Origin of the sequence: Viridibacillus arenosi (assembly GCF_001955655.1) — a bacterium.
Classification (GTDB): domain Bacteria; phylum Bacillota; class Bacilli; order Bacillales_A; family Planococcaceae; genus Viridibacillus; species Viridibacillus arenosi.
Genome location: NZ_MSPW01000007.1, coordinates 84,443 through 110,470 on the forward strand (window position 1 = coordinate 84,443; position 26,028 = coordinate 110,470).

23 protein-coding genes and 1 riboswitch are annotated in these 26,028 nt (G+C 34.5%); of the genes, 17 read left to right on the forward strand and 6 right to left on the reverse strand.

Annotated features, from left to right (window positions below):
• Positions 1-19: 19 nt before the first annotated feature.
• Complete coding sequence (gene guaC, locus BK137_RS13715) at positions 20-1,003, reverse strand: GMP reductase (RefSeq protein ID WP_038178898.1); 984 nt, start codon at positions 1,001-1,003, stop codon at positions 20-22.
• A gap of 530 nt (positions 1,004-1,533) precedes the next feature.
• On the opposite strand from guaC, the gene BK137_RS13720 reads away from it, so the two are divergent.
• The 5 genes from BK137_RS13720 (at position 1,534) to BK137_RS13740 (ending at position 6,368) form a co-directional block, all read left to right on the forward strand.
• Positions 1,534-1,725 (forward strand): hypothetical protein, encoded by a 192-nt coding sequence (locus BK137_RS13720; protein WP_038178903.1) that lies wholly within the window; start codon positions 1,534-1,536, stop codon positions 1,723-1,725.
• A 335-nt stretch (positions 1,726-2,060) separates the two neighbouring features.
• A complete protein-coding gene (locus tag BK137_RS13725) occupies positions 2,061-3,509 on the forward strand; it encodes a hypothetical protein (RefSeq protein WP_038178905.1) in 1,449 nt (482 codons plus the stop codon).
• Between the two features lie 119 nt (positions 3,510-3,628).
• Positions 3,629-3,810, forward strand: a riboswitch (Lysine riboswitch).
• Between the two features lie 136 nt (positions 3,811-3,946).
• Positions 3,947-4,801, forward strand: a complete 855-nt coding sequence (locus BK137_RS13730; RefSeq protein ID WP_038178908.1) for a transporter substrate-binding domain-containing protein — start codon at positions 3,947-3,949, stop codon at positions 4,799-4,801.
• Between the two features lie 63 nt (positions 4,802-4,864).
• On the forward strand, positions 4,865-5,608 hold the full coding sequence (locus tag BK137_RS13735; protein WP_038178910.1) for an amino acid ABC transporter permease: 744 nt from the start codon (positions 4,865-4,867) through the stop codon (positions 5,606-5,608).
• 22 nt (positions 5,609-5,630) lie between these two features.
• Positions 5,631-6,368, forward strand: coding sequence for an amino acid ABC transporter ATP-binding protein (locus BK137_RS13740; RefSeq protein WP_038178911.1), 738 nt, complete (start codon positions 5,631-5,633; stop codon positions 6,366-6,368).
• 57 nt (positions 6,369-6,425) lie between these two features.
• On the opposite strand, the gene BK137_RS13745 is transcribed toward BK137_RS13740, so the two are convergent.
• Positions 6,426-7,316 carry a LysR family transcriptional regulator gene (locus BK137_RS13745; protein ID WP_038178913.1) on the reverse strand — a complete coding sequence of 297 codons (891 nt, stop codon included), beginning with the start codon at positions 7,314-7,316 and terminating at the stop codon, positions 6,426-6,428.
• A gap of 112 nt (positions 7,317-7,428) precedes the next feature.
• On the opposite strand from BK137_RS13745, the gene BK137_RS13750 reads away from it, so the two are divergent.
• Entirely contained in the window at positions 7,429-8,439 is a 1,011-nt protein-coding gene (locus BK137_RS13750; protein ID WP_038178915.1) for a YeiH family protein, read from the forward strand.
• A gap of 167 nt (positions 8,440-8,606) precedes the next feature.
• Here the strand turns inward: BK137_RS13750 and BK137_RS13755 are convergent, their stop codons facing one another.
• Genes BK137_RS13755 through BK137_RS13770 form a run of 4 tightly spaced genes read right to left on the reverse strand, consistent with a single transcriptional unit; the run spans position 8,607 to position 12,378 of the window.
• The gene (locus tag BK137_RS13755; RefSeq protein WP_038178917.1) at positions 8,607-9,614 is read right to left on the reverse strand and encodes a FecCD family ABC transporter permease; all 1,008 of its coding nucleotides are present in this window, start codon (positions 9,612-9,614) and stop codon (positions 8,607-8,609) included.
• A complete protein-coding gene (locus tag BK137_RS13760; protein ID WP_038178919.1) occupies positions 9,611-10,621 on the reverse strand; it encodes a FecCD family ABC transporter permease in 1,011 nt (336 codons plus the stop codon). Before BK137_RS13760 ends, BK137_RS13755 begins: the two co-directional genes overlap by 4 nt.
• Before the next feature lie 36 nt (positions 10,622-10,657).
• Entirely contained in the window at positions 10,658-11,584 is a 927-nt protein-coding gene (locus BK137_RS13765; RefSeq protein WP_038178921.1) for an iron-hydroxamate ABC transporter substrate-binding protein, read from the reverse strand.
• Positions 11,581-12,378 (reverse strand): ABC transporter ATP-binding protein, encoded by a 798-nt coding sequence (locus BK137_RS13770; protein ID WP_038178923.1) that lies wholly within the window; start codon positions 12,376-12,378, stop codon positions 11,581-11,583. Before BK137_RS13770 ends, BK137_RS13765 begins: the two co-directional genes overlap by 4 nt.
• Positions 12,379-12,556: 178 nt before the next feature.
• Between BK137_RS13770 and BK137_RS13775 the strand changes: the two genes are divergently transcribed.
• The 11 genes from BK137_RS13775 (at position 12,557) to BK137_RS13825 (ending at position 25,906) form a co-directional block, all read left to right on the forward strand.
• Positions 12,557-13,609: an NAD(P)/FAD-dependent oxidoreductase gene (locus tag BK137_RS13775; protein ID WP_038178925.1), complete on the forward strand. Its 1,053-nt coding sequence runs from the start codon at positions 12,557-12,559 to the stop codon at positions 13,607-13,609.
• Between the two features lie 555 nt (positions 13,610-14,164).
• Positions 14,165-15,433, forward strand: a complete 1,269-nt coding sequence (locus BK137_RS13780) for an ATP-binding protein (protein WP_038178926.1) — start codon at positions 14,165-14,167, stop codon at positions 15,431-15,433.
• A 2-nt stretch (positions 15,434-15,435) separates the two neighbouring features.
• Entirely contained in the window at positions 15,436-16,332 is an 897-nt protein-coding gene (locus BK137_RS13785; protein WP_038178928.1) for a response regulator, read from the forward strand.
• Between the two features lie 154 nt (positions 16,333-16,486).
• Positions 16,487-17,764: a cation:dicarboxylate symporter family transporter gene (locus BK137_RS13790; RefSeq protein ID WP_038178930.1), complete on the forward strand. Its 1,278-nt coding sequence runs from the start codon at positions 16,487-16,489 to the stop codon at positions 17,762-17,764.
• 208 nt (positions 17,765-17,972) lie between these two features.
• The gene (locus tag BK137_RS13795) at positions 17,973-18,653 is read left to right on the forward strand and encodes a response regulator transcription factor (protein WP_038178932.1); all 681 of its coding nucleotides are present in this window, start codon (positions 17,973-17,975) and stop codon (positions 18,651-18,653) included.
• On the forward strand, positions 18,637-20,061 hold the full coding sequence (locus tag BK137_RS13800; protein WP_038178934.1) for a HAMP domain-containing sensor histidine kinase: 1,425 nt from the start codon (positions 18,637-18,639) through the stop codon (positions 20,059-20,061). Before BK137_RS13795 ends, BK137_RS13800 begins: the two co-directional genes overlap by 17 nt.
• Before the next feature lie 141 nt (positions 20,062-20,202).
• Positions 20,203-21,120: a peptidylprolyl isomerase gene (locus BK137_RS13805; protein ID WP_038178936.1), complete on the forward strand. Its 918-nt coding sequence runs from the start codon at positions 20,203-20,205 to the stop codon at positions 21,118-21,120.
• A 22-nt stretch (positions 21,121-21,142) separates the two neighbouring features.
• On the forward strand, positions 21,143-21,844 hold the full coding sequence (locus tag BK137_RS13810) for a polyphosphate polymerase domain-containing protein (protein WP_038178938.1): 702 nt from the start codon (positions 21,143-21,145) through the stop codon (positions 21,842-21,844).
• 21 nt (positions 21,845-21,865) lie between these two features.
• Positions 21,866-22,549: a DUF4956 domain-containing protein gene (locus tag BK137_RS13815; protein WP_038178940.1), complete on the forward strand. Its 684-nt coding sequence runs from the start codon at positions 21,866-21,868 to the stop codon at positions 22,547-22,549.
• Between the two features lie 36 nt (positions 22,550-22,585).
• On the forward strand, positions 22,586-24,604 hold the full coding sequence (locus BK137_RS22320; RefSeq protein WP_051448542.1) for a CotH kinase family protein: 2,019 nt from the start codon (positions 22,586-22,588) through the stop codon (positions 24,602-24,604).
• A 696-nt stretch (positions 24,605-25,300) separates the two neighbouring features.
• A complete protein-coding gene (locus tag BK137_RS13825; RefSeq protein WP_038178942.1) occupies positions 25,301-25,906 on the forward strand; it encodes a class I SAM-dependent methyltransferase in 606 nt (201 codons plus the stop codon).
• Positions 25,907-26,028: the final 122 nt, after the last annotated feature.

Genomic DNA, 26,028 nt, shown 5'->3' on the forward strand with positions numbered 1-26,028 from the left:
TTTAATGTTTTACAAGTTCTTAGTACGTTTTATCACCATTAAAGATAGAGTTTTTAACGACAACGTAATCTACTGTACGGATAGCGTCAAGTTTTTTGCCGCCAGCATAAGAGATAGATGATTGAAGGTCTTGTTGCATTTCAGTAAGGGTATCTTTTAGAGAGCCTTTATGTTCAACATACAGTTTTTTACCTTCAACGTTTTTCTTCTCACCTTTTTGGAATTCTGAAGCTGAACCAAAATATTCTTTAAGAAGTTTACCGTCTTTTTCAATAGTCTTACCTGGAGATTCTTCGTGTCCAGCAAATAATGAACCAATCATGACCATTGAAGCACCGAAGCGTACAGATTTAGCGATATCGCCATTAGTACGGATACCTCCGTCTGCAATAATCGGTTTAGTAGCAGCTTTTGCACACCAGCGTAGAGCAGCTAATTGCCAGCCACCTGTACCAAAGCCAGTTTTAATTTTTGTTATACATACTTTACCTGGTCCAATACCCACTTTAGTAGCATCAGCGCCAGCGTTTTCTAATTCTCTTACAGCTTCTGGTGTACCAACGTTACCAGCGATTACAAAGCTAGTAGGTAAATGTTTTTTAATATGTTGAATCATATTGATTACAGCATTTGAATGACCGTGTGCAATATCGATTGTGATGAAATCAGGAACAATCTTATCTGCTGCCAATTGTTCGATGAAGGCATACTCTTCTTCTTTTACTCCAACGCTAATTGAAGCGATTAATCCGCGAGCTTGCATATCTTTAGTGAAATCTGCACGTTTTCCTGGTTCAAAACGATGCATTATATAGAAATATCCATCTTCAGCTAATTGAATGGCTACTTTTTCGTCAATAATTGTTTGCATATTTGCAGGTACGACAGGCAATTTAAATGTATGTTCACCTAAAGTAACAGATGTGTCACATTCAGATCTACTATTTACTATACATTTTGCAGGAACCAATTGAATATCTTCGTAATCAAATACATTTTCCATAAAACACACTCCTAAAACCGAATAATTATTATCCTTATAAATAAAACGTTCGTCTTTTAGTAATTTACATCATTTTTGGTCTTATGTCAAAAGATAATAAGCGTTTTCATCTTATTCTGTAGATATTCAAGTAATAATCATAAAAAATCTTATAGGGAAGTTTAAAATACAGAGTTTGATGTAAGAGATTCTTAAGGGAGAGAAGTCTTTAATTTCAAAAAATGAAGTTTATTAAGAGTAGCATTAGGAGATCTTGTTGAAATATACCTTGAAGTTTTAGAGAGTAGTTGTAAATCGCTGTTTATATTCATTTTAATTAAAAATCTTTTAGCAATATCGTATGTTGTATTGGTTTCGTTTCATCGCTGGTAGTTACTTTAAAAAAATCGGTCCACTTCATATTATAATTATTTCTGTTCTTTGAATTACTATTATTGCTTTAATTTAAGCAAATTATGGACATTAAAAAGCATTACGATTAGTGGTATACTGATTAAATAGATTAACCATCTGAAAGGAGATGAAAATCTTTGAAATACATTAAATCACAAATGCAACAATTAATAAATGAAAACAAAGAATTGCATACAAAATTTAAAGAGTTGAAAAAGTCTTTGGATCTTGAAAAAAATTATGCCCTGAAAGCTTTATATCATGCAGAAGTTGCTGATGGCGGTAAATATCAACAAGATTATCAAGCGTTAGATGATCCAAAATACTAAGAGCATTTTTTAGATATATATTTGAGTATCAATGACGTAAAAAAAGACTAAAACAATAAATTTAATATAACTTGTGTAGGAATATCTGCTTATTGTAGAGTTGTATCATACAGAATATATTTAAGGGCTAATTTAGTTTTAATTGGATAATGACAGGGAAAAAGGCTTGCGTAAGGCAGGTCTTTTTTCTTTTTTTTTGGATTTTTTCTGTTAAATTAGAAATATGACGTTATTTGTAGATTATTTTTTTTATTATGTCCTATTTGATAGTAATTCACTGTTTAAGAAGTTAATATTATAGTAACAATAATACATTTCTTGAAAGGGAGCATCGTATGATAGAGATAGAAATGAAATTGAAGAAGTATTTAATTGGACTGCCTCCGATTGTAATCAATGAAGATGAAACAATGGAAGATAGTATTGAAGTCCTGGATGCAAGAAATGATGTCAATTACGGTTATATTGAAGTGACTGACGATAAAGAGTTGACAAACATCAACATCGATTTTGATAAATTAGTAGAAAACAACGATGTTGAGTTAGAAAATCTAGAAGAACTTGAGATGGATGAAATTTTACATATTACAGAGTCCTTTGTGAAGGATTTCGGCCGTGAAGTAATACAATTTAGTAATTTCTCTGAAATTGGCGAAGGAGAATATTTAGTAGTTTATGAAGCTATCGATAAAAAATTAAAACTCCCTTTACCTAATTCTGGTGCAGTTATAGAGATTAATTCATATGGCACTATTACAGCGGCTACAATATTCCAAGAATATTATCAACTTACATATCCAAAAGTGGAAGTAACAGAAGATGAAGCTAGAGAAATTTTATGTAAAGAGACATTAGTGGAATTAGGAATCGAAGAAAATGAAGAGCAAGGAGAATTTGAATTGGTTTATCAACCAATTCGAGATTATATAGGTGTTACTGTTGATGGGGAAGTTCAAAAAGCAAGTCAGTTGTTCAGTGAATCACAGCTTGAACAATTTGCTGTTACACCTGTCCAAGTGACGAAGGCATTACCAAAATTATTGGGTGCAACTGATCAATATGTATTACGTGAAGAAGAGGGTAATTTATATTGGTATGTTGCGGAAGAGTTAGATGAAAAAGGTGAAGATGCAGAAGCTGTAATCGAAGTACTACATTTTGATGATGCAGGCGCTAACTATGAATCTAATGTGGAATGGGATACAGAAGCAAAGATTGAGTTACCTTTTGAGCAATTAAAAGACAATGCAATGCAATTTTTAGAGATTATTGCGGGTGACATACACCATAAATACATGCTTGAAGAACAATCTGTATTGAATGATGATACAGAAGAATTTGACGATGATTCGGATGATGATCTCTTCAATGTGGATGAATATGATGAAGACGAGCATGAAGACGAACATGAAGATGAACCAACAACTATGTTTACTTTTATCCCATTTTTCCAGGGATACAAATTAGACAAATACTCCGTTCTAATTGAGGTAGGTATACATACAGGAATTATTCGTTCATGTTTGTATAGCGCATTAAATATGGAGGCTATTCGAGGTGTGAATACTACACCAATGATTACATTAGAAGAAGCGGATACTATATATAAACAGAGTTTGCAGATGAAACTTTCACGTTTTGAAGAGATAGATGAAGATGATGAAATGACAATATACAGCTTAAATTACTCTATTAATGCACCTTCTGAAAATGGTGTAATTGATAAGATTAATGCTACGACAGGTGAAGTTACGTACGCTGGGTCAGATATTGTTAGAGGCTAAAAACTAGTTGTAAGAAAAAAGATAGTATTCTGAGTATTTTATAAAATGTGTGTTGACACTGAAAGTTCGTTACTGTAGACTGTGTACAATGATAATTGAATACAACCTCACTTGTTAATGGGTGAGGTAGAGGCGCGATATCTATTAGTCTTTAGTGGAGCTTGAGAAACTATGAAACTATTGAGAAGGAGATGTCGCCGAAGTTTGTAATACACTCGATGTTACTTGCTGGGTCTGTAGTTAATAACTGCAGGACTGTCTCAATGAACGTCCTAGTTCGTTGAGTTGAGCTATCTCATTTAGGGATAAGTAGAGGATTTAGGCTATTGTACAATGCGACCTGAGTTCATCTCAGGGCGCGTTTTTTATACGTACAATAGCCTTTTTTAGTATTTTGAAGAAAATTAAGGATATTATTTAGAGGGGGAGAATATAATATGAAAAAAACATGGGCAATTTTTTCTGCTATGACACTACTTGCTATTTTACTATTAGCTGGTTGTGGAACTAAAGATGCAGGTTCGGGATCAGGTGCATCTACTGAAGGGGAAACAAAAAAAGAAACATTCACAATTGGTATGGAAGCGGGATACCCTCCGTTTAACTGGACACAAAAGGATGATTCAAACGGCGGCGTGAAAATCTCTGGTAACGCAGAATATGCTGGCGGTTATGATGTTGAGATTGCAAAAAGAGTTGCAGAATCTTTAGGAAAAGAACTAGTAATCGTCAAAACAGAATGGGACGGTCTAGTACCTTCATTAACTTCAGGTAAAATTGATGCAATTATGGCGGGTATGTCTCCAACTGAAAAGCGTAAAAAGACAATTGATTTCACTGATAACTACTATACATCTAATTATGTAATGGTTGTTAAAAAGGGCAGTAAATACGAGAAAGCTAAATCAATCCAGGATTTTAGTGGTGCCAAAATTACAGGTCAATTAAATACAACACACTATGATGTAATAGATCAAATTACTGGTGTTAAAAAACAAGCTGCAATGGATAACTTCCCTGCAATGCGTGTAGCACTTGAATCAGGTGTGATTGATGGTTATGTATCTGAACGTCCAGAAGGTATTAGTTCTTCAGCTGCAAATGATAAATTTGTAATGGTTGAATTCACAGATGGCTTTAAAGCGTCTGAAGAAGATACAGCAATTGCTGTAGGTATTGAAAAAGATAGCGAATTAAAAGATAAAATTAATGAAGTTTTAAAAGGTATCTCTGAAGAAGAGCGTACAGAAATTATGGATAAAGCGATTGCAAACCAACCAGCTGCAAAATAATGTATGACGGATACCGGCTGCATATGAAGCAGTCGGTATTACTGCTTTTGAAGGAGGAACAGTATGAGTATTGATTGGATTATAAGTATAGCAACAGAAAACTGGGAAATGTTCCTTCGCGGGGCATGGATGACGTTATTAATTGCAACACTTGGTACTGTTTTCGGTGCAATCATTGGATTACTTATCGGTATTATTAATACGATTCCTAAACCTGAAAGAGGATTAAAAAGAATTGTATTAAAACTAATAAATATAATTCTTGGGATATACGTAGGATTTTTCCGAGGTACACCAATGATTGTTCAGGCAATGGTAGTTTTCTATGGTGCTGCCCAAGCATTTGGTGTAGATATGGACCGCACGTTTGCAGCAATTTTTATCGTTGCTATTAATACAGGAGCGTATATGGCTGAAATTGTACGTGGCGGTATTATCTCAGTAGATAAGGGCCAATTTGAAGCAGCTCAAGCGATTGGTATGAATCATTGGCAAACTATGATTCATGTAGTATTACCACAAGTTTTAAGGAATATTTTACCTGCAACAGGTAACCAATTTGTTATGAATATTAAAGATACATCAGTATTGAATGTAATTGGGGTTACAGAACTATACTTCCAAACAAAATCTGTTTCGGGGAATAATTTCAGATATTTCGAGTCATTCTTTGTAGCATGTATTTTATACTTAATCATGACATTCGTAGTGACGAAAATTCTACACTACTTTGAAAAACGATTAGATGGTCCACAAAACTATCAAATGATTGATGATCTAGAACAAATGGAAGGCAAAAAAGCATGATGCGGACAAAGGAGATAGACTTATGAAAAATGTAATCGAGATACAACATCTAAGCAAATCCTTTGGCACTCATGAAGTTCTTAAAGACATTGATTTCTCTGTAAACAAAGGGGAAGTTGTCTGTGTCATCGGCTCTTCAGGATCAGGGAAATCTACGCTTCTACGTTGTATTAACTTATTAGAAAGACCAAGTGGAGGACAGATTGTTTATCAAGGTGACAATATTCTAGATAACAACCATAATATAAATAATTATCGTACAAAACTAGGTATGGTATTCCAATCATTCAATTTGTTTAATAACCTTAATGTATTAACAAATTGTATTGTAGGTCAAACAAAGGTTTTAAAACGCTCTAAAAGTGATGCTGAGAATGTTGCTATGAAGTACTTGAAGGTTGTTGGTTTAGATCGTTATGTCAATGCGAAGCCACACCAATTATCAGGTGGTCAAAAGCAACGTGTAGCTATTGCTAGAGCGCTGTCTATGGAACCAGATGTATTACTTTTTGATGAACCAACATCTGCACTCGACCCAGAAATGGTTGGAGAAGTTCTAAAGGTTATGAAGGAATTAGCAGGTACAGGTCTTACGATGTTAATCGTGACACATGAAATGGAATTTGCAAGAGAAGTTTCAGATCGTGTTGTTTTCATGGATAAAGGGGTCATAGTGGAAGAAGGTTCACCAGAGCAAATCTTTAACCATCCGCAAAATGAACGTACAAAGTCATTTTTAAAACGCACGTTTAAACAATAGGGGTATTGAATAAGAAAGCCGTTTTTACGTCATTCGTTTGATGTAAGAAACGGCTTTTTATATATGCCACTTATTGTTGATTTCTTTTATGAACATAGAGGTATTCTTTTTACTTCCCATAATAGGTGAATATACATAGGAAAAACTCCGCTTAAATATATGGTCTTCTAAACGGATAGCAGCGAGTGTCCCTCTTTTTAATTCATGTTCAATGACACTCTTTGATAGTAGTGTAAGTCCGTCAATTCCTTGTGTCATAAATTCTTTTAATCCTTGATTACTGCTAATGGAGATTAGCGATTTAATATTGATACTGTTAGATTCTAGTACATGAAGTAAGTAATTACGTGTACCTGAGCCTTCTTCGCGAGTTAGCCATGTGTGATTATGTAAGTCTTGAATCGTTATGATTTCTTTTTGGGCAAGCACATGTGAAGGAGATGCGACTAACAATAACTCGTCTTCCATGAAGGGTTCTATAATTAACTCTTTATTGGTTGTTTGCCCTTCGATTAAGCCGATATCTATCTTCAGCAATTGAACAGCTTCAACAACCTCATCCGTATTTCCGATCATTACCTCCAGATGAAGTTCAGGATATTTTTGCTGTAAAGTAACGAGTAATGAAGGTAGTACGTATTCGCCAATGGTAAAGCTTGCGCCAATTAGCAGTTTTCCTTTAATTTCATTTTGAAGTGTTAGAATATCCGATTTGGTCTGATCGTAAATAGCTAACATTTGTTTAGCGCGATCATAGAGAATTTCACCAGAGGGGGTAATTTTTAGAGATTTAGGTGAGCGTAAAAACAACTGTGTATTAAATTCAGTTTCTAAATTTTTTATGTGTAAACTAACGCTAGGTTGAGAAATATGGAGGTATTCAGCTGTCTTCGTGAAGTTTTTTATATCCGCTAAAGCAACGAATGTCTTTAAAGCATCGTAATACATTAAATTCCCCCTTATTAGAAATACTAATAGTCATAATTACTTATCTGTATTTTACTGATTATTAATTCTCCAGTAAAGTTTAGGTACAAACAAAAATAAATGGGGTTACAAAATGAAGAAAATAATAAATGTTCTACCTGGATTGATAATTTGTATTATGATCGCTTTTATTGGAATGGTATTTGGACGTTTCTTTCCAAGTTTAGGCAGTGGGTTATTTGCTATTTTAATAGGTATTATGATTGGCAATTTAAAATTTGGGTCGAACTCGATGTTAAGACCAGGAATAAAGTTTTCAGAAAGTAATCTGCTATACTATTCAATTATTTTATTGGGTGCAACGCTGACATTTAACTCTTTATTTAATATTGGGCTAACGGGTATCTCTTTTATTCTTATTCAAATGGCTGGGACAATTGCTTTTGTTATTTGGTTGGGAAAAAAATTAAGTTTTGGTGAGGACTTTCGCTTATTGATGGCGAGTGGTAATGCAGTTTGTGGTTCTTCAGCTATTGCATCAACAGCACCAGCAATTAATGCAAAAACATCAGATATGGCTGTATCAATAACAATTGTTAATTTACTAGGTACGGTTTTGATGATTCTTTTGCCTGTCATTACAAGTACTGTTTTTCATAATAATATTCTACCGTCTTCAGCTTTAATAGGTGGGACATTGCAATCCGTAGGGCAAGTAGTTGCTAGTGGGAGCATAGTTGGTGAGGCAGTGAAAGATCAGGCAGAAATTTTTAAAATCAGCAGAATCATTTTCTTAGCATTAGTCGTGTTTGTTCTAACACGTATAAAGATGGCAAATCAAGAGGCTCAAGAAGCTCAAGAAGCCACTAAAGGAAAATTCAACATACGTTCAATTGTTCCTTGGTATGTAGCAGGGTTTTTATTATTGTGTGTAATCAATAGTATTGTTTTATTTCCAGCAGCAATTACACATCCAATCAAAGTTTTTGGAAATTATTTGGAAATCACGGCACTTGCAGGTATTGGTATGAGTGTTAATATAAAAGATTTAACACAGCATGGATGGAAATTATCTGCATATGCAGGTGGTATTGGTCTATTCCAAATTATTTTTGCGTTGATCCTAATATTCATTTTGCTTTAATACCCTAAAATAGTTATATTATTTGCAGGCAAAAATAAAGAAGTGGTCGATTTACTATATAAAAATGCAAATGATTGTGGTGTTGAATATATAACCGCTGAAAATGATGCAAGAACAAGTATTAATATAATAATGAAAAAAACCTCTCATAAATGAGAGGTTTTAGTTTATTTTTTAAACAATAGGTAAATGAAGTACGGTGCACCAATTAGAGATACGATAATACCCGCTGGAATGCTACTGAAGCTTATAATATTACGCCCTATAGTATCGGCAAGTAGTAATAGCCAACCACCTGTTAAAATAGCCACAGGTATAAATAATTGATTTCTCGGTCCTACTAGTGCTTTCGCAATATGAGGTGACAAAAGACCAATGAAGGCAATTCCGCCGGTGACCGAAACCGCAGAAGCAGCTAATGCTACAGCAGTTAACAGTAAAACAATTCTTTCTTTCTCAAGTGAGACACCTACTCCAATAGCTACAGGTTCACTCAAGTTTAATAAGTTCAGTTTATTTGCCTTGAATAGAGTATAAGGAATTAATATAACAAGCCAAGGCAAAATTGCCCATACAAATGCCCAATCATTTCCCCAGATATTACCTGCTAACCATTTAGCTATAAAATCCACTTTTGTACGTTCAGCTGATGAGATTAGAACAATCATCACGCCTGAGAGCGCCATTGAAAACCCAATACCGACCAAAACTAAGCGTACCGGTTGTAGACCTTCTTTCTTACTATAAGAAAATGCATATATCAATATAGCCGTTAGCAAAGCACCTAAAAAGGCAACTGCCGGTAAGACATATATAAATGTTCCAACATCAACAGGGAAAAATAAAAAGAAAATAGCTACGCCAACTCCAGCGCCAGCATTAATCCCGATAATTCCTGGATCGGCTAAATCATTACGTGTAATGCTTTGCAAAATGGAGCCAGATAATGCGAGTGCCATACCCGCTAAAACAGTAATAAGAATTCGAGGTAGGCGTATTGAAAAGAGAACAAATTCTTCTTTGAAAGTACCGTTACCAAGAATAGTTGGAATGATACGGTCGAATGAAACTGAAGATGCTCCCATACCTAAACCGATAATAAATGTAGCTATAATTAATGCGCATAGTATAAATATGATTAATCGTTGTCTTCTAATCAAATGAGGTGCAATCATGAGAATACTTTGCCCCCTCTACGAACAATGATTAAAAAGAACGGTAGTCCTAAAACAGCAATAATAGCAGCAATAGGCGTTTCATAAGGTGCGTTAATTGTACGCCCAACTGTATCAGCTAATAGCATAAAGGAAGCTCCTACGATAGCTGACATGGGAATAACAAGACGGTAATCTGTACCGACAATGGCACGCACGATGTGAGGTACCATTAAACCAATGAAAGCCATATTTCCTACAAGTGCCACTGATGTTCCAACTAAAATAATAATGATGAAAAATAAAATGATCTTTACACGCATTGTATTTTGCCCTAAGCCAACTGCTACTTCTTCACTTAAACTTAGTAAAGTGAGCTGTCTTGAAAGAAGGAGAGCTACAATTAGACCTACAATAATAATAGGTATAATTAGTTGTAACTGACTCCATGCAGTGCCGACAAGGCCCCCAGCTGTCCACATAGAAACGTTTTTTGAAATTTTAAAGTATAAGGCTACCCCGTCAGCTATTGCATAAAGGAATGCAGAAACTGCAGTTCCGGCTAACACCATTCGTAGTGGAGAAAATCCACCTCTTTTTAACATACCAATTCCAAATACTAAAACAGCGCCAATTGCGGCACCTATGAAACAAGCAATCATAATACCAAAATAGCTTGTGGATGGTAGAAGAGCAAAGGTGATGGCTAGAGCAGCATTTGCACCAGCAGTTAGTCCAAGTAATCCTGGATCTGCTAATGGATTTCGTGTCATGCCTTGCATAATAGCACCCGCAACAGAAAGGGCGGCACCAACAAAAATGGCGCCGACCTCTCTCGGTAAACGGATTTCTCGAATCATCGTAATGGTATCACTCGCTGAATCTGAAGTAATAGCTAGCCATACTTCTCTTACAGAAGTATTTGCAGCACCGAATACCATAGCTACTGTAAATATACAGATCAGAACGATAATTCCTACTATGAATTTAATAACAAACGGTATGGATTGTTGTTTTTCTTTTGTCATAGTTAATCATCATTCCTATTTTAAAATTAGTGATGCTTATTTTCCTAAGAAATGGTCTTTGAAGAATTCTAATTGATATTCTAGAGTTAACGGATCATTGAAATAGAATTCATTAGCATTTGCTTCATATACATGACCATTTTTAACAGCAGGAATGTTTTTAAATGTTTCTGTTTTTTGGAATGAATTATCACTATCCGAGAATTTACTTAAGATAACATAATCACCAGCATAATCAGGTAAAACTTCTTGAGATAGAGCATAATAGCCGTCTTTTAAGACTGACTCTTCTACTTTTTTAGGCATTTTTAATTTCATTTCTTGATATAAAATTTCTGTTCCACGACCCCAGTGATCGCCGTATACATATAGGTCTTTATTGAAGTTTTCGATGACAGAAACTGTTGTATCTTCCCCGATTTTCGCACGGATTTCATCGCCTGCTGTAGCAGCACGTTCTTTAAAATCGTCAACCCATACTTTTGCTTCTTTTTCTTTATTTAATAATTTACCAATTTCTAAATGTTGTGTAAGGTAATCTACTTTTCCGTAAGTAAATGTTACTGTTGGAGCAATTTCTTTTAGTTTATCAATGTTTTTAGCAGTTGAAAGACCAATGATTAAGTCTGGTTCAAGCTCTATAATTTTCTCTATATCTTCATCTGTTACTTCTTCAACGTCTTTTAAAGTTGAATCAAAACGAGGATTCATTTTTGCCCAAGCGTCAACACCTACAAGTGGTACATCAAGTGCCATTACGTTACCTGCAAAAGAACCTAATACTATAACTTTTTGTGGGTTGGCTGGCACTTCTACTGGACCATCTTCAGATTCATATGTAATCGTCGTTGGCTCATTGTTTTTATCTGCTGAAGTATCCTCAGCTTTATCCTCAGTTTTATTGCCACAAGCGGCAATGATTAAAACGAATAATAATACGAATGGTATAAATAACTTTTTCATTTTTCTGCTCCTTTTAGTAAATCATATGTGACACACATTGGTTTGTTTGTTCTAGGGTCTATTCCGATATGAGCATCAATTGCGAATACTTTCTCAAGTACATCAGCTGTAATAACATCTTCGCAATTTCCTGCCTTCACAATTTCCCCATCTTTTAAAGCAATAATATAATCAGCAAAACGCGCTGCTTGATTTAAATCATGTAATACCATGATAATAGTACGTTCTTGTTCTTCGTTTAACTTTTGTAAAAGGTTGAGAACTTCTAATTGATGAGCTAAATCTAGATAAGTTGTTGGCTCATCAAGGAAAATAATCTCTGTCTCTTGTGCAAGCGCCATGGCAATCCAAACACGTTGTCTCTGACCGCCTGATAATGCATCAACAGAGCGGTATTTGAATTCAGTAGTTCCTGTTACATCGAGAGCCCATTCAATGACGTCATAATCCTCTTTTGTTAACCGGCCAAGTCCCTTTTGATAAGGAAAGCGTCCATAGGATACAAGCTCCCCTACTGTCAACCCACTAACACTCTCTGGTGTTTGAGGGAGAATAGCCATTTTGCTCGCTAAGTCCTTCGTATTTTGCTTGGCAATGTTTTCCCCATCTAGCAAGACTGCACCTGATTGCTGAGAAATAATACGAGTCATTGTTTTCAAAAGCGTTGATTTACCACAACCATTTGCGCCGATGATCGTTGTAATTTTCTTATCGGGAATTGATATACTCAATTCTTTGACAATTAAACGGTCACCATAACCAATGCTTAAGTCATCTGTATATAGGCGAACCATAATATGACTAACCTCCGTTTACAAAATAAAATTAATAGCTTACAATTGAGAATGAATTTCAGTATCATTGCACATGCTTAAATATAAGGTCAATGATACTGAAAGTCAATTAATTTTTTCAATTGAAGAAAATAGATAGATACATAAATTATTTAATACAAATTAGGAGTGTTAATATATGGAACTACAAGAGTTGTACGATGTGACGATAATTGGTGGAGGACCAGCAGGATTATATTCAACTTTTTATAGTGGATTACGTGAAATGAAAACGAAAATCATTGAATATCAACCTTATTTAGGTGGTAAATTGCACGTTTATCCAGAAAAAATGATATGGGATGTAGGGGGACATAAGCCGCTACCAGGAGAGCAATTGATTGAGCAATTAGTCGAACAAGGATTAACGTTTAATCCAACTGTTGTGTTAAATGAAAAAGTAGAATCCATTGTAAAAAATGATGGAAACCTTTTTGAGTTAACGACAGCTTCAGGAAATAAGCATTACTCCAAAACCATAATAGTTGCCGTTGGAAGTGGTATCTTGAATCCAACGAAAATTCAACTTGAAGGTGCAGATAAATTTGAAGTATCGAACTTGAACTACACTGTAAAATCTATTCAACGCTTCAAAGATAAAACGGTCATCATTTCTGGCGGCGGTAATTCAGCAATTGACTGGGCAAATGAATTAGAGCCAATAGCGAAAAAGGTGTATTTAACGTATCGAAAAGATCAACTAAATGGGCATGAATCCCAAGTGAATCACTTATTAGAAAGCTCGGTTACATCTTTTTTTAACACATCTATTACAAAATTTATCGCTAGTGAAAATCGAGAAATAATTGAGAAAGTCGAATTAACAAATCATCAAAGTAATGAAGTAGAGTATGTAGAAATTGATGAAGTCATTATTAATCATGGTTTTGAACAAGATGCGTCTTTACTTCAAAATAGTGAAGTTGAAATTGATATTGCGGAAAACTTTTATATTGAAAGCAACTCTTCGGGCGAATCATCAGTACCAGGTCTATATGCCGCAGGTGATATTGTAAAATATGAAGGGAAAGTGAATTTAATTGCTGGCGCATTCCAAGATGCAGCAAATGCAGTAAATAAGGCTAAAAAATATATTGAACCTGAGGCAAATGGATTTGGAATGGTTTCCTCTCACAACGAGTTGTTTAAAAAACGTAATCGGAAGTTAATTTCAAAAATGATGGAATGTTAAAGTGTTTTGGTAATGTAATGATTAGTACTACTAGCTAACCGTTTATCTAGAGTTAAAATAATGAAGCCCGATAAAGCCAGTGCATCAACTGACTGCTTAATCGGGTTTTTATTATTTATTAAAAGCAAACTAATCAAAAAATTAATTTAAATTGAAGTAACAATACTTATATATGAAGGTATTACCTCAACCATAAAAGACCAATCTAACTGTATAAACAGTCATCTTACGCTTAATTGAATAATTAGAACGAAGTAATATAGTTCTTTAACTTTTTCAATTCATTCCCCTAATTAATTTGGAGTTGCCTTTAATATCTTTGGTGAAAAATGTTAAGAATTCAACCATTATAGTAGAAAACAACTTAAGTCCTCATATTGATCACATTATTTGTGTAACTTAAAGATCATTTTCTTAATAAAAGAAGAGCATTAAGTAAATGTTTTTCCTTGTAAATAGAACAATGGTAAAATGGCGTAGTGATTGCGTTTTCATAAAATAGAGATTTTTAAGCAAATTCATTTTTATTGGGTAATTTATTTTAGGAGAGTTCTAATGATCAATTTAAGTGCTAAATGGAGAAAGTCCGAGCTGATATGGATAATTCTCATCGCTATTTTGACAGCTATTAGCAGTGAGATAAAAGTGGCACCTTTCTATGGGGAAAATTTTCGATTTGGTCTTGGGAGCATTATGTTCCTTTTACTTATATTAATTCGACCGCCTTATGCAATTATAAGAGCTGGGATTGTTACGGGGTTAACGGTAGTTTTATTCCGAATTATGAATGATGTAGCGTTTAATTTGTTTGATATTACGGAAAGCCTAAAGCAAAATGCTCCTGCCTTTATTTATTACTTTATTTTTTCTAGTGGTTTTCGAATATTTGGCGTTGAAAAATATCAAGATAAACCATTACGCTTAGGTATATATGCGACATTACTTGAAATTATAGGGAATAGTGTAGAACATATCATTCGCTCTTCCTTAATAGCTGAAACGAGTATTGATTTATATGATTTGGGGCTATTAAGTGCAGTTGCTTTATTGAGAAGCTTTTTTGTCGTAGGTTTATATAGTTCAGTCGTTATTTCAGAGCAACATAAACGATTAGAGGAAGAGCTAACGGTAGACTCAGGTTTATATGTAGAGACGTTGTATTTGCAAAAATCAATGAATCATATAGAGAAAATTACAGCTTCTAGCTATGATCTATATCGTAAATTAAAGGATATTGAGCAAAGAGAGCTGAGTGTGAAGGCTTTGCATATTGCCCAGGAAATTCATGAAGTTAAGAAAGATGCTCAGCGTATATTCTCGGGTTTATCAAACATCACGCTTCAAAAAACAAATGATGTTTATTTTTTATCGAATTTATTTGATTTCGTTACAACGGCTAATAAGAAATATAGTGAGCTATTAGGTAAACAAATTGTTTTTCATGTGAAAGTATCCACCGATTTTGAAACGAATCAACAAATTCCGTTACTAGCTATGCTCAATAATCTTGTAGCAAATGCTGTTGAGGCCATTGATGATGATGGTGAAATTTCAATTGAGGTGACTGATATAGAAAAGAAGACATGCTTTAAAGTAAGTGATTCTGGCAAGGGTATATCTAAAGAGGATTTAGATATTATTTTTGAGCCTGGCTTTACAACGAAATACAATAAGCAAGGTGTTGCAGCAACTGGGATTGGCTTATCTCACGTACGCGAAATTGTACAAATGCTTGAAGGGGATATTTCTGTTAGAAATCTTGAGAGTGGCTTGATTTTTAGAATCGAAATACCAACGAAGAATATTCGAAAGAGAGTTGAATAATCCTGCGTTATTTTATAGTAGATGATGATGCAGCTAGCCGCCGAATGCTGAAGCAAATAATTATTGAAGGTGATTTGGGGGTAGTAATTGGGGAGGCTGATAGTGGAGAAAGTGCATTGCCACTTATTTTATCAAGCCATCCTGATCTTGTATTAATCGATTTATTAATGCCAAACTTAGATGGTATTGAAACAATAGAACAATTGAGAAAACAAGGATTTAAAGGCCATTTTGTGATGATTTCACAAGTCGTTAATAAGGAAATGGTAGGACAAGCATACGAAAAAGATGTGGAGTTCTTTATCCATAAACCCATCAATCGAGTGGAAGTGCAAAATGTCTTAAAGAAAACTGCTGAGCGTTTTTTATTAAAACGATCACTGCTCACGATTCGTGAATCTTTAATAAATTTTGAAGAGACCACAAAAGAAGAGACACATCGAACTATAAGAGATGTTGTGTTATCCATTTTAAATGATATGGGTATTGTAGGAGAAGTAGGAAGTGATGATATTCTATGCATAATGGAATTGTTGATCAATCGTAGTGAATCTTCAATGCAATTGCCCGCTTTAAAGGATTTATATGAGGAACTTGCATCTGAAACAAAGACTAACGGTGTTGAGATAATGAAAGAAAGTAAGGCCATAGAGCAACGCATACGTAGAACGATATTGGCCGCAATGAACAACTTAGCAACTTTAGGTGTTGTAGATTATACAAACCCTGAGTTTGAATATTATGCTCCGCGCTACTTTGAGTTCTCAGAAATTCGAACATGTATGCGTTCGATTCAAGAGGATTCTAAAGTGACTAGGAAGATAAAAGTGAATGTGAAGAAATTCTTACAAGTGTTATATGTAGAGTCTTTAGAGAAGTATCAACATCCACCTAAATAGGCAAAATAGATAGTGGAAAAACAATATAATTTCTTATTTCAAAATTTTTTAATCAAATAAATGTCGGATTCTGTCGGATTTGATAAGTCGTTATTAAAATGTGAATAAGGCTTTTTCTGTAAAAAGTAAAACAGAACAAAGGGGTGACTTATTGATGAAGAAAAAATTTAAGATAAGTTTAGCTGTTCAAATATTGATCGGACTTGTTTTAGGTATTACAGTAGGTGCGATTTTCTACGGCAATCCAAAGGTTGAAACTTATTTACAACCAATTGGTACAATATTCTTGAATATGATCAAAATGATCGTTGTGCCGATTATTGTTTCTACATTAATTTTAGGTGTTGCTGGAACAGGTGACATGAAACAGCTTGGTAAATTAGGTGCGAAAACGCTTATTTACTTTGAAGTTGTAACAACAATTGCAATTGTTGTCGGTTTATTGGTTGCGAATATATTCCAACCTGGTGTTGGTGTGGATATGAGTGCTATCACTAAAGGTGATATTTCTCAATATCTTCATACAACTGAAGAAGTACAAAGTCATGGTTTCGCTGATACAATTATTAATATTGTTCCAACGAATATCATTGATGCTATGGCTAATACGAACATGTTAGCAATAATCTTCTTCTCTGTATTATTTGGGCTTGGTGTAGCTTCTATTGGTGAGAGAGGGAAACCAGTTCTTGCTTTCTTCCAAGGAACAGCAGACGCTATGTTCTGGGTAACGAACACAGTTATGAAATTTGCTCCTTTTGGTGTATTCGCATTAATCGGGATAACCGTTTCAAAATTTGGTTTAGAGTCATTAATTCCTTTAGGTAAATTGGCGATTTTAGTTTATGCATCCATGATATTCTTTATAATCGTGATATTAGGTTCAATTGCTAAGCTCGTTGGTATCAATATTTTCCGTTTGCTTAGAGTATTAAAAGATGAGTTGATTTTAGCATACTCTACTTCAAGCTCTGAAACCGTATTACCAAAAGTAATGCAAAAAATGGAGAAATTCGGTAGTCCAAAGGATGTCGTATCTTTTGTAATACCTACGGGATATTCATTTAACTTAGATGGTTCTACGCTATACCAAGCGATTGCGGCAATTTTCATTGCTCAAATGTATAATGTTCCTTTAACTATTATGGATCAAATTACATTAGTACTTGTATTGATGGTTACTTCTAAAGGTATTGCAGGCGTACCAGGTGTATCTTTTGTTGTATTATTAGCGACTCTTGGTACTGTTGGTATTCCACCAGAAGGTTTAGCATTTATTGCTGGTATTGACCGTATTCTTGATATGGCTCGTACAGTGGTAAATGTAGTTGGTAACTCTCTAGCTACAATTGTTATGTCTAAATGGGAAGGTCGCTTCGATTACGAAAAAGCGGCAACCTACTTTGACAAACCAGAAGATTCAGTACAATAAATAGCTTAGTGGAAGAATTATTTTCATTCACTTCTAGGACATTTCTTTAATAAAAAATTATGAGCTCCACTAACGGCTATGTTAGTGGAGTTTTTTTAATTTTTTACCGCTTTTCAGTTATGTGTTATTTGTTTATGACATCTAGTTGACGTATTGAAATGATATAATGTTTGGAAAACGAAAATATAAGCGAGTTGGAGGGAATTGTATGGATAAAGTACTCATTGTAGAAGATGAATTTGCGATTAGCCAAGTGCTCAAGGCCTATTTGCAAAAGGTGAATTTTCAAACAGAGCAGGCCTATAATGGTTCTGATGCAATTAAGAAATTCCATGAATTTAATCCTAATCTCGTGTTATTAGATATTATGCTCCCAGGAAAAAGTGGGTGGGAGATCTTAAAGGAAATACGTCAAATAAATACTTGTCCAGTTATCATGTTAACAGCCTTAGGTGAAGTCAATTATCGCCTTGAAGGCCTAAATGAAGGTGCAGATGATTACATTACAAAGCCATTTATTGCTGAAGAGGTTGTTGCACGCGTGAAAGCCGTTTTAAGAAGAACACAAGGCGATAAAGCCCCTAAGAGGAAATTTGGTAGCTTAGAAATTAACTTACAATCACATGATGTACATGTGAATAATCAAGAAATAGATTTAACACCAAGAGATTTATCAGTATTAATGTTTCTAGCAGAGCATCCAAACAAAACATTTACACGAGATCAATTAATTGAGCAAGTGTGGGGATGGGAATATGATGGTAGCGACCGTGCAGTCGATTTAGCAATAAAGAGATTACGTAAATCACTACAAAACTGGCCTGCCGAAGACGGGGAAATAAAGACACTTCGTGGATTGGGGTATCAGTTAAGTGTTAAAAAGTCGTAAAAAGAAAAGGGTATCCTTAACGCGATATTGGACTACGCGCTATTTGCTAACTCTATGTATAGGGCTAACAATTATTGCGTTTATATCAGCAATCTGGTTACGTCATACAACACTAGTGTATCGATTGGATATGATTGAGTTCATGGCAGAGGAAACGACTCATCGCATTTCAGATAATGTTGATGCAGGAATTCCAAATGGTGAAAATCCTGGACTATTTAGAGAGCGTGATCGTTTTATGAATATGGATATTAAGCCCGTCATTTATATAGTAGATACTGAAGGCAAAATCATTTCAAGTAATCGTCCTAAAGGACCGCGAGAGCAAAGTATTCAAGCCGATATTTTATCGTCTAGTGATGAGGTACAGAAACTTACTTATAATGGTACATCAAAAGTTTTTTATGCGGTAAAGAAGAAAATTGAAATTGACGATGAACAAGTCGGTTGGGTAGTCATTGTAGAATCGAAGGAGAGCCTTACACATTTAAATCAAGAGTATGGTCAGCTAGCTATTATGATAGGCAGTTTAGCATTGCTAGGTTTAGGTGCAATTTATTTTTTATCAAGAAGATTAGCTACACCAATTAAAGAGGTTGCCGCCGCAGCAAAACAAGTACAGCAGGGAGACTATAATATCAAACTTCCTGAAAATTTAAAGGAAGAAGAAGTGTATGAACTTGTTCGTTCGTTTAAAGAGATGGCAATGCGCTTGGAACAACTTGAGTCAATGCGAACAGAATTATTAGCAGGTGTGACACATGAATTAAAAACACCTGTAACTTCTATTAGTGGTCTGTTACAAGCCATTCAAGATGGAGTTGTTTCAGGTGATGATGCTCGCGAATTTGTTAAAATGGCGATAAATGAAACATCAAAATTAAAAACAATGGTTGGTGATCTATTGGCATTCAACTCATTTGCTGTAAACGCCATTCCTGTAAAATTTGAAGAACTTGAAATTAACCAAATGGTAAAAGACGTAGTTAATCGATGGAGGCTAATGCAGGACACTGACGATATCCAGTTAACACTGACTACATTAAAAGAGTTAGTAACGGTGAATATTGATGCTATTCGTTTTCAACAGATTTTCACCAATTTATTTACAAATGCTGAACAAGCTATGAAGGGGCAAGGCAATATTAACGTCGTTTTGCATGATGAGAAGGAATCGGTTGTTATTACTGTATCTGATTATGGACAAGGTATTCCAAAGGAAGAGCAAGATTTAGTTTTCGAACGCTTCTATCGAGGTGAAAATAAGAAATACGAAGTGCGTGGCTTAGGTCTAGGGCTACCGCTTAGTAAAATGATGGCGCAGTCCATCCTTGGCGATCTACATCTTGTAGAAAGCTCTGAGAAAGGTACAACATTCAAATTAATAATTCCAAAATCAAATAAATGATAATGACCAAGAAATCCAATTCGATCATAAATTCGAATTGGATTTTTTTCTTTCATAAATACAAATCCCGACATTTAGCTGACACATTGATTCTGTAAAGTAGGTTTTGTAAAGAACAGAACATAAGGAAGGATGATATAAATGACAAAAGAAATATCAGAAGATAAGAAGGGGAGGGGTAAGCGCCTCATTCTAGTTATAGGAATCCCATTAATTTTACTAATGGCGTTAATTACCTACTATTTAACAGTACCAAAAGCAGATAATTACGTCGCTAAAATTAACGGGGAAAAAATAACCCAATCAGAGTTAAATAAAGAACTTGTTTCTCAATATGGGACTGACGTGCTTAGTACACTGATCACAAATAAAGTCATTGAGCTAGAAGCCGTCAAGAAAAAAATTACCGTTTCAGATAAAGAGATTCAGGCGGAGCTAGATGACTTGCAAAATTCTTATGGTGGTAAAGAGGCATTTGAAGCAGCGCTAGAATCTAACGCTATGAAATTACAAGATGCAAAGGACAATATTAAGACATATTTAACAACTACAAAATTAATAGAACCAACAATAGATATTACCGAAAAAGAGCTAAAAACATATTTTAAAGAAAATAAAGATACTTTTTCTCAAGAAGAGCAAGTACAAGCCAGTCATATATTAGTTGAAGACAAAGAAACAGCAAAAGAGGTAGAGAAGAAAATTAAAAAAGGTGAAGACTTTGCAGAGCTAGCTAGTGAGTATTCAACTGATACAGCAAGTGCTTCAAATGGGGGTAACCTAGACTATTTTGGAAAAGGTGTAATGGACGAAAGTTTTGAAAAAGCTGCTTTTTCCATGAAAGTGGATGAAATAAGCGATCCTATTAAAACAGATTATGGCTACCACATTATTAAAGTTACAGGTAAAAAAGCAGCAAAGGAAGCTACATTTGAAAACTCAAAGGATGATGTAAAAACAGCTTTAATGAACGAAAAAATAAATGCCAACTATTCAACATGGTTGTCTTCTTTATATGAAGATTATGAAATCGAGAATGCATTAGCTGATGGAAAATAAGTGATAAAGGGAGCAAAAAAATATGAGATATCAAGATGAGTTTACTGTTAAAGGTCGAAAAGAACTCAAACATGCCATCTCACAAATGGATTACACCATTTTACGTAATAAACTACAACATGTGATGAAACTTGATGCACATGCTGGTGGTGATGGGAAGTATTTAATTCGTAGCGTGTATTTCGATAACTTTGAAAACAAAATTTTGAATGAGAAAAAAGAAGGTTATTTCAAACGTGATAAATATCGCGTTCGTATTTACGGCCATAATTCATCATTCATTAATCTTGAAAAGAAAAGTAAGCGAAACAATTTAACTTTTAAAGAAAAATGCCGTATTTCATGTGATGAATATGAATCAATGCGTATTGGACAGATTGACTGGATGGAGGAGGATGAACGCCAACTTATTCGTGAACTATTTATTCAAATGTCTTTATATCAATTGAAGCCGATGACAGTTGTTGATTATGTTCGCGAAGCGTATGTTTACCCATTTGGGAATGTACGCGTGACATTTGATGGCCAAATTAAAACAAGTTTTCGTAATACAGATATTTTTAATCCAGATTTACCTATGGCATCTGTATTTGATCCAACACAAGTAATTTTAGAAGTGAAATACGATGAATATTTACCGGATGTTATCAAAATGATGTTGCAAATGATGGATCGTAGACCTGATGCATATTCAAAATATCAATTAAGCCGTATGTACGGTTAATACTTTTTGGAGGAATTAATAATGGATACAACAAATTTCACAGATATTTTCAAATCAAGCTTTATAGAGAAAACGTCAGCTTTCTCGCTAACAGATGCATTAATCGGACTCTTTGTCTCATTTATCATTGGCCTTTTTATCTATGCAGTATATAAAAAGACATTTTCAGGTGTAATTTATTCACACACTTTCAATATTTCTTTAATGATTATGACAATGGCCACAGCACTTATTATTATGGGTATTTCTTCAAATGTCCTATTGTCCCTTGGTATGGTCGGTGCTTTATCAATTGTTCGTTTTAGAACACCTATCAAAGACCCAATGGATTTAGTCTTTTTATTCTGGTCTATCGTATCAGGTATTTTATGTGGTGCCGGATTTATTCCATTAGTAATCGTAGGTTCAATATTAATTGGCTTAGTGCTAGTACTATTCGTCAATAGAATCACAATTGAAAATCCATATTTATTAATCATAAAATATGCAGATTCAACAGTTGAAAATGCTATGGAAAAAGTTATTTCATCTCAATCAAAAAAACACGCTTTAAAATCAAAATCAGTGATGCCTGGTGAAGAGTTAGAAGTAACTTACGAAATTCGAGTAAAAGAAAATGATTCAAAATTCATGAATGATTTAACAGCTATTCAAGGTGTGAAATCAGCAGTAATGCTTAGCTACGATGGTAACTTCACTGCTTAATACAAGAACCACAAATCATCGTAAAGGAGTTACAGCATGATCAAAAATAGAGTAGTATACGGCATTCTCGCTGTACTCGTGATTGTGTTCATATGCGCTGTAGGAATCTTGCCCAATCTATCTTTGGATTCCAAAAATACAGAAACAAGTTATACAAATAAGGTATTTAACAAAGATAAAGTAACCACAGTCGATCTTGAAATTTCTGATAAGGATTGGCAAGACATGTTAGATAATCCGCTTGATGAGGAAATTAAAGAAGCAAATGTTACTGTAAATGGAAAAATACTTGAGCACGTCGGTGTACGTACAAAAGGTAATTTGTCGTTGCGCGAGGTGGCAAGTGATGAAGATTCAGATCGATACAGCTTGAAAATCGACTTCGATTATTACAATGACGAGCAAAGTTTATATGGTTTGAAGAAGCTGAATTTAAACAACAATTATAGTGATGCAACTCTGATGAGAGAATATCTTTCTTATCAGCTAATGGAAGAAATGGGCTTGCCAACACCCTCATACTCATATATGTATGTAACGGTGAATGGTGAAGATAGAGGGCTTTTCCTAGGCGTTGAACAAGTGGACGAAACTTTCCTAGCCAAAAATTTCTTAACCAATACTGGGTCATTATACAAACCAGATGGTACAGGCAGTGATTTGAAATGGATTAGTGATGATATCGATGATTACACTGGTTTGAATGAAAAAACAAGTACAGATGATTCTGATGATGAAGCGATGATTAATTTCTTAAGTGCCATTAACAATAAAGGTGCTAGTATTGAAGACACAGTTGATGTGGACAATATGTTGCGCTATTTTGCAACAAATACAGCACTAGTAAACCTAGATAGTTATCAAGGTAACATGAAGCATAACTATTATTTATATGAAGAAAAAGGCAAGTTCTCCATTATTCCTTGGGATTACAATATGAGCTTTGGAGGTTTTGGTGCAGGGGGAGGCGGTGGCGGCCGTGATAGAACCCAAGAAAACACTAACGAAAATACAGAAAAAGATTCTTTAGCTACTAAAGGTGATAGCAATTCTGAAATAAAATCAACTACTGAGAGTAAAGCTCAAGCAGGCTCAAATAGTGATGAACAAATGGATATGAATGGTATGCCTACACCTCCAGAAGGTACGCAAGGTCAACCACCTAGTGATGGGGGACAAATGCAGCCACCACAGGAAAATAACGGAGAAGTGCAAAATCAGGATCCTATAAATAATGCAGATCAAGAAGTATTAACAGACGATACAATAGGATCTGAATTAAACAAAGAAGAGGCTGATGGAACAAAAGATGCCACTAAGGATAAAGACGCTATCGAAAAACGTGTAGGTATGGGCGCAGGAAATGGTCAGTTGATTTCAGATTCAAGTATCAATTTCAGTGTAACAACACCGGTTTCTGGGACGTCTTTAGAAGAGCGTCCATTATTAAACGCCCTACTATCGAATGATAAATATCGTAAAAAATATGAAGAATATTTAAATGATATAGCTACAAAATATTTAACAGAGGATAAAATTGCAATAGAAACTGCTAAAATTGCAAAATTAATCACTCCTTATGTTGAAAAAGATCCAACGAAATTTTATACAACAGAAGAATTTAAAGCGGCAGTAACAGGTGATAATAGCTTACCTGAATTCGCAAAACAACGTTCACAATCAATTTTGAAACAACTATCAGGTGAATTGGTTGTAGATTCATCCACCTCTACAGGTGATAAAGTAAATCAACAAAATACAAATACTGATAAAGGTACTACCGCAAAAACTAACGCAGAAACCAAAGAAGAGGGTATACAAAATCTACCTGGTGGCGAAGGTTTTGATCCAAACAATATGCCTGAAAGAGGACAACCTCCAAATGGTATGCAGGGTGGTCCTGGAGGAGATGGTGGGCAGATTCTAGGTGTACCCGATAAAGAAAATCAGCAAATAAAGGGTTATTCAAGAGACACGATTATAATAAGTTCTATAGCTATTGGATGCCTAATTATAGCCACGATTTTCGTCTTCCTATTTAAACGCAGACGATAAAACTAACGAATGAATAATCACTGCCCGGTAACTGATTGCCGGTGCTGGCAGAGTGAACCCACCCAACTTCTACTTTAAAAGAGACAAAAGGTTGCCAATTGATTGTATAGCACATCAATCTATGGCAACCTTTTGTTATTTAAAAAAGTTAGTGCTGTTAACTAAATCAACTGATGTTAGTTGAATTTCTTATGTGTATGTCTGACTCCTATTATTAATAAAGGAGTCAGATTTTTGTTGAAGTTAATAAAATATAACTCAAAGAATAAAAAAGAAGCTAGCTGTGTCGAGCAGCTAGCTTAAAAGAAAGGTATTTTGTCGTTAAAACATTTAAATGAGTAAAACTTCTCCTTCAGATTTTGAAAGCCAAAGTTCACTGCCCATTTACATTTAATAAAAACGGATTAAGAAGAGTGAGTTAGAAAATGATTAAAAGAATCTAGCCTCCGTTGCTAGTCCCTAGAGTTCACTTCTTGAACGAACGGTTTCTTCAGCATAAAAACGAGTGGTTTTCATCAATTACGGCACCACTACTAGTAATGATGGAAGCTCATTTTGCTAAACAAGTCGTATAATTCACAAATTCCCTTCCGTTAAATTATTATTAAATTGTGAGACCATTATAATTGAAAATTATTAGATAATCAAAAGTTTTAATTATAAAATATTTAATATTAAAGATTGGGTGAACAAAATATGAATGAAATACAATTTGATCAGCTTTTACATATTGAGACTGGAGGCAATCAGTATGGCTATCCAACATTGACGCATTACCACCGCTATGAGCCTACGCCATACGCCGCACTAGACCAACTTTTTGAGAAATATAGTCTTGAAAGTACGGATTGTGTGGTGGATATGGGGTGTGGTAAAGGACGTGTACCTTTTTATGTGCATCACCGCTTTCATACAAATGTTGTTGGGGTTGAAATGAATTCTACTTTTTATGAAAATGCTTTAACGAATAAAGTTCAATATATGAAGAAACACAGTGTGAAAAATAGTGCTATTGATTTTGAATGTGTGTTAGCACAAGATTATTTAATTCAGCCAAAAGATAATGTGTTTTTCTTTTTCAATCCATTCTCAGTTCAAATATTCCGTAAAGTAGTAAACAATATATTACGCTCTGTTGAATTGGAGCCTCGTCAAATTAGTCTTATTTTATATTATCCATCAATAGATTATGTGCAGTTTTTACAATATGAAACTAATTTTGAATTAGAGAATGAGATATTTCTTAAAGAAGTTTCCATTCGTAATATAAATGAGCGAATATTAGTGTTTAATTATATGTAAATGATATCCATAAAAAGTTGCTGTAAAGACTTATGTAGTATAACTTTTATGAATCAATAGGCTTTTTAAAGGGGGATTTTACATTTCACTAATAAATGTTTTAATGTTAAAATATAATCATG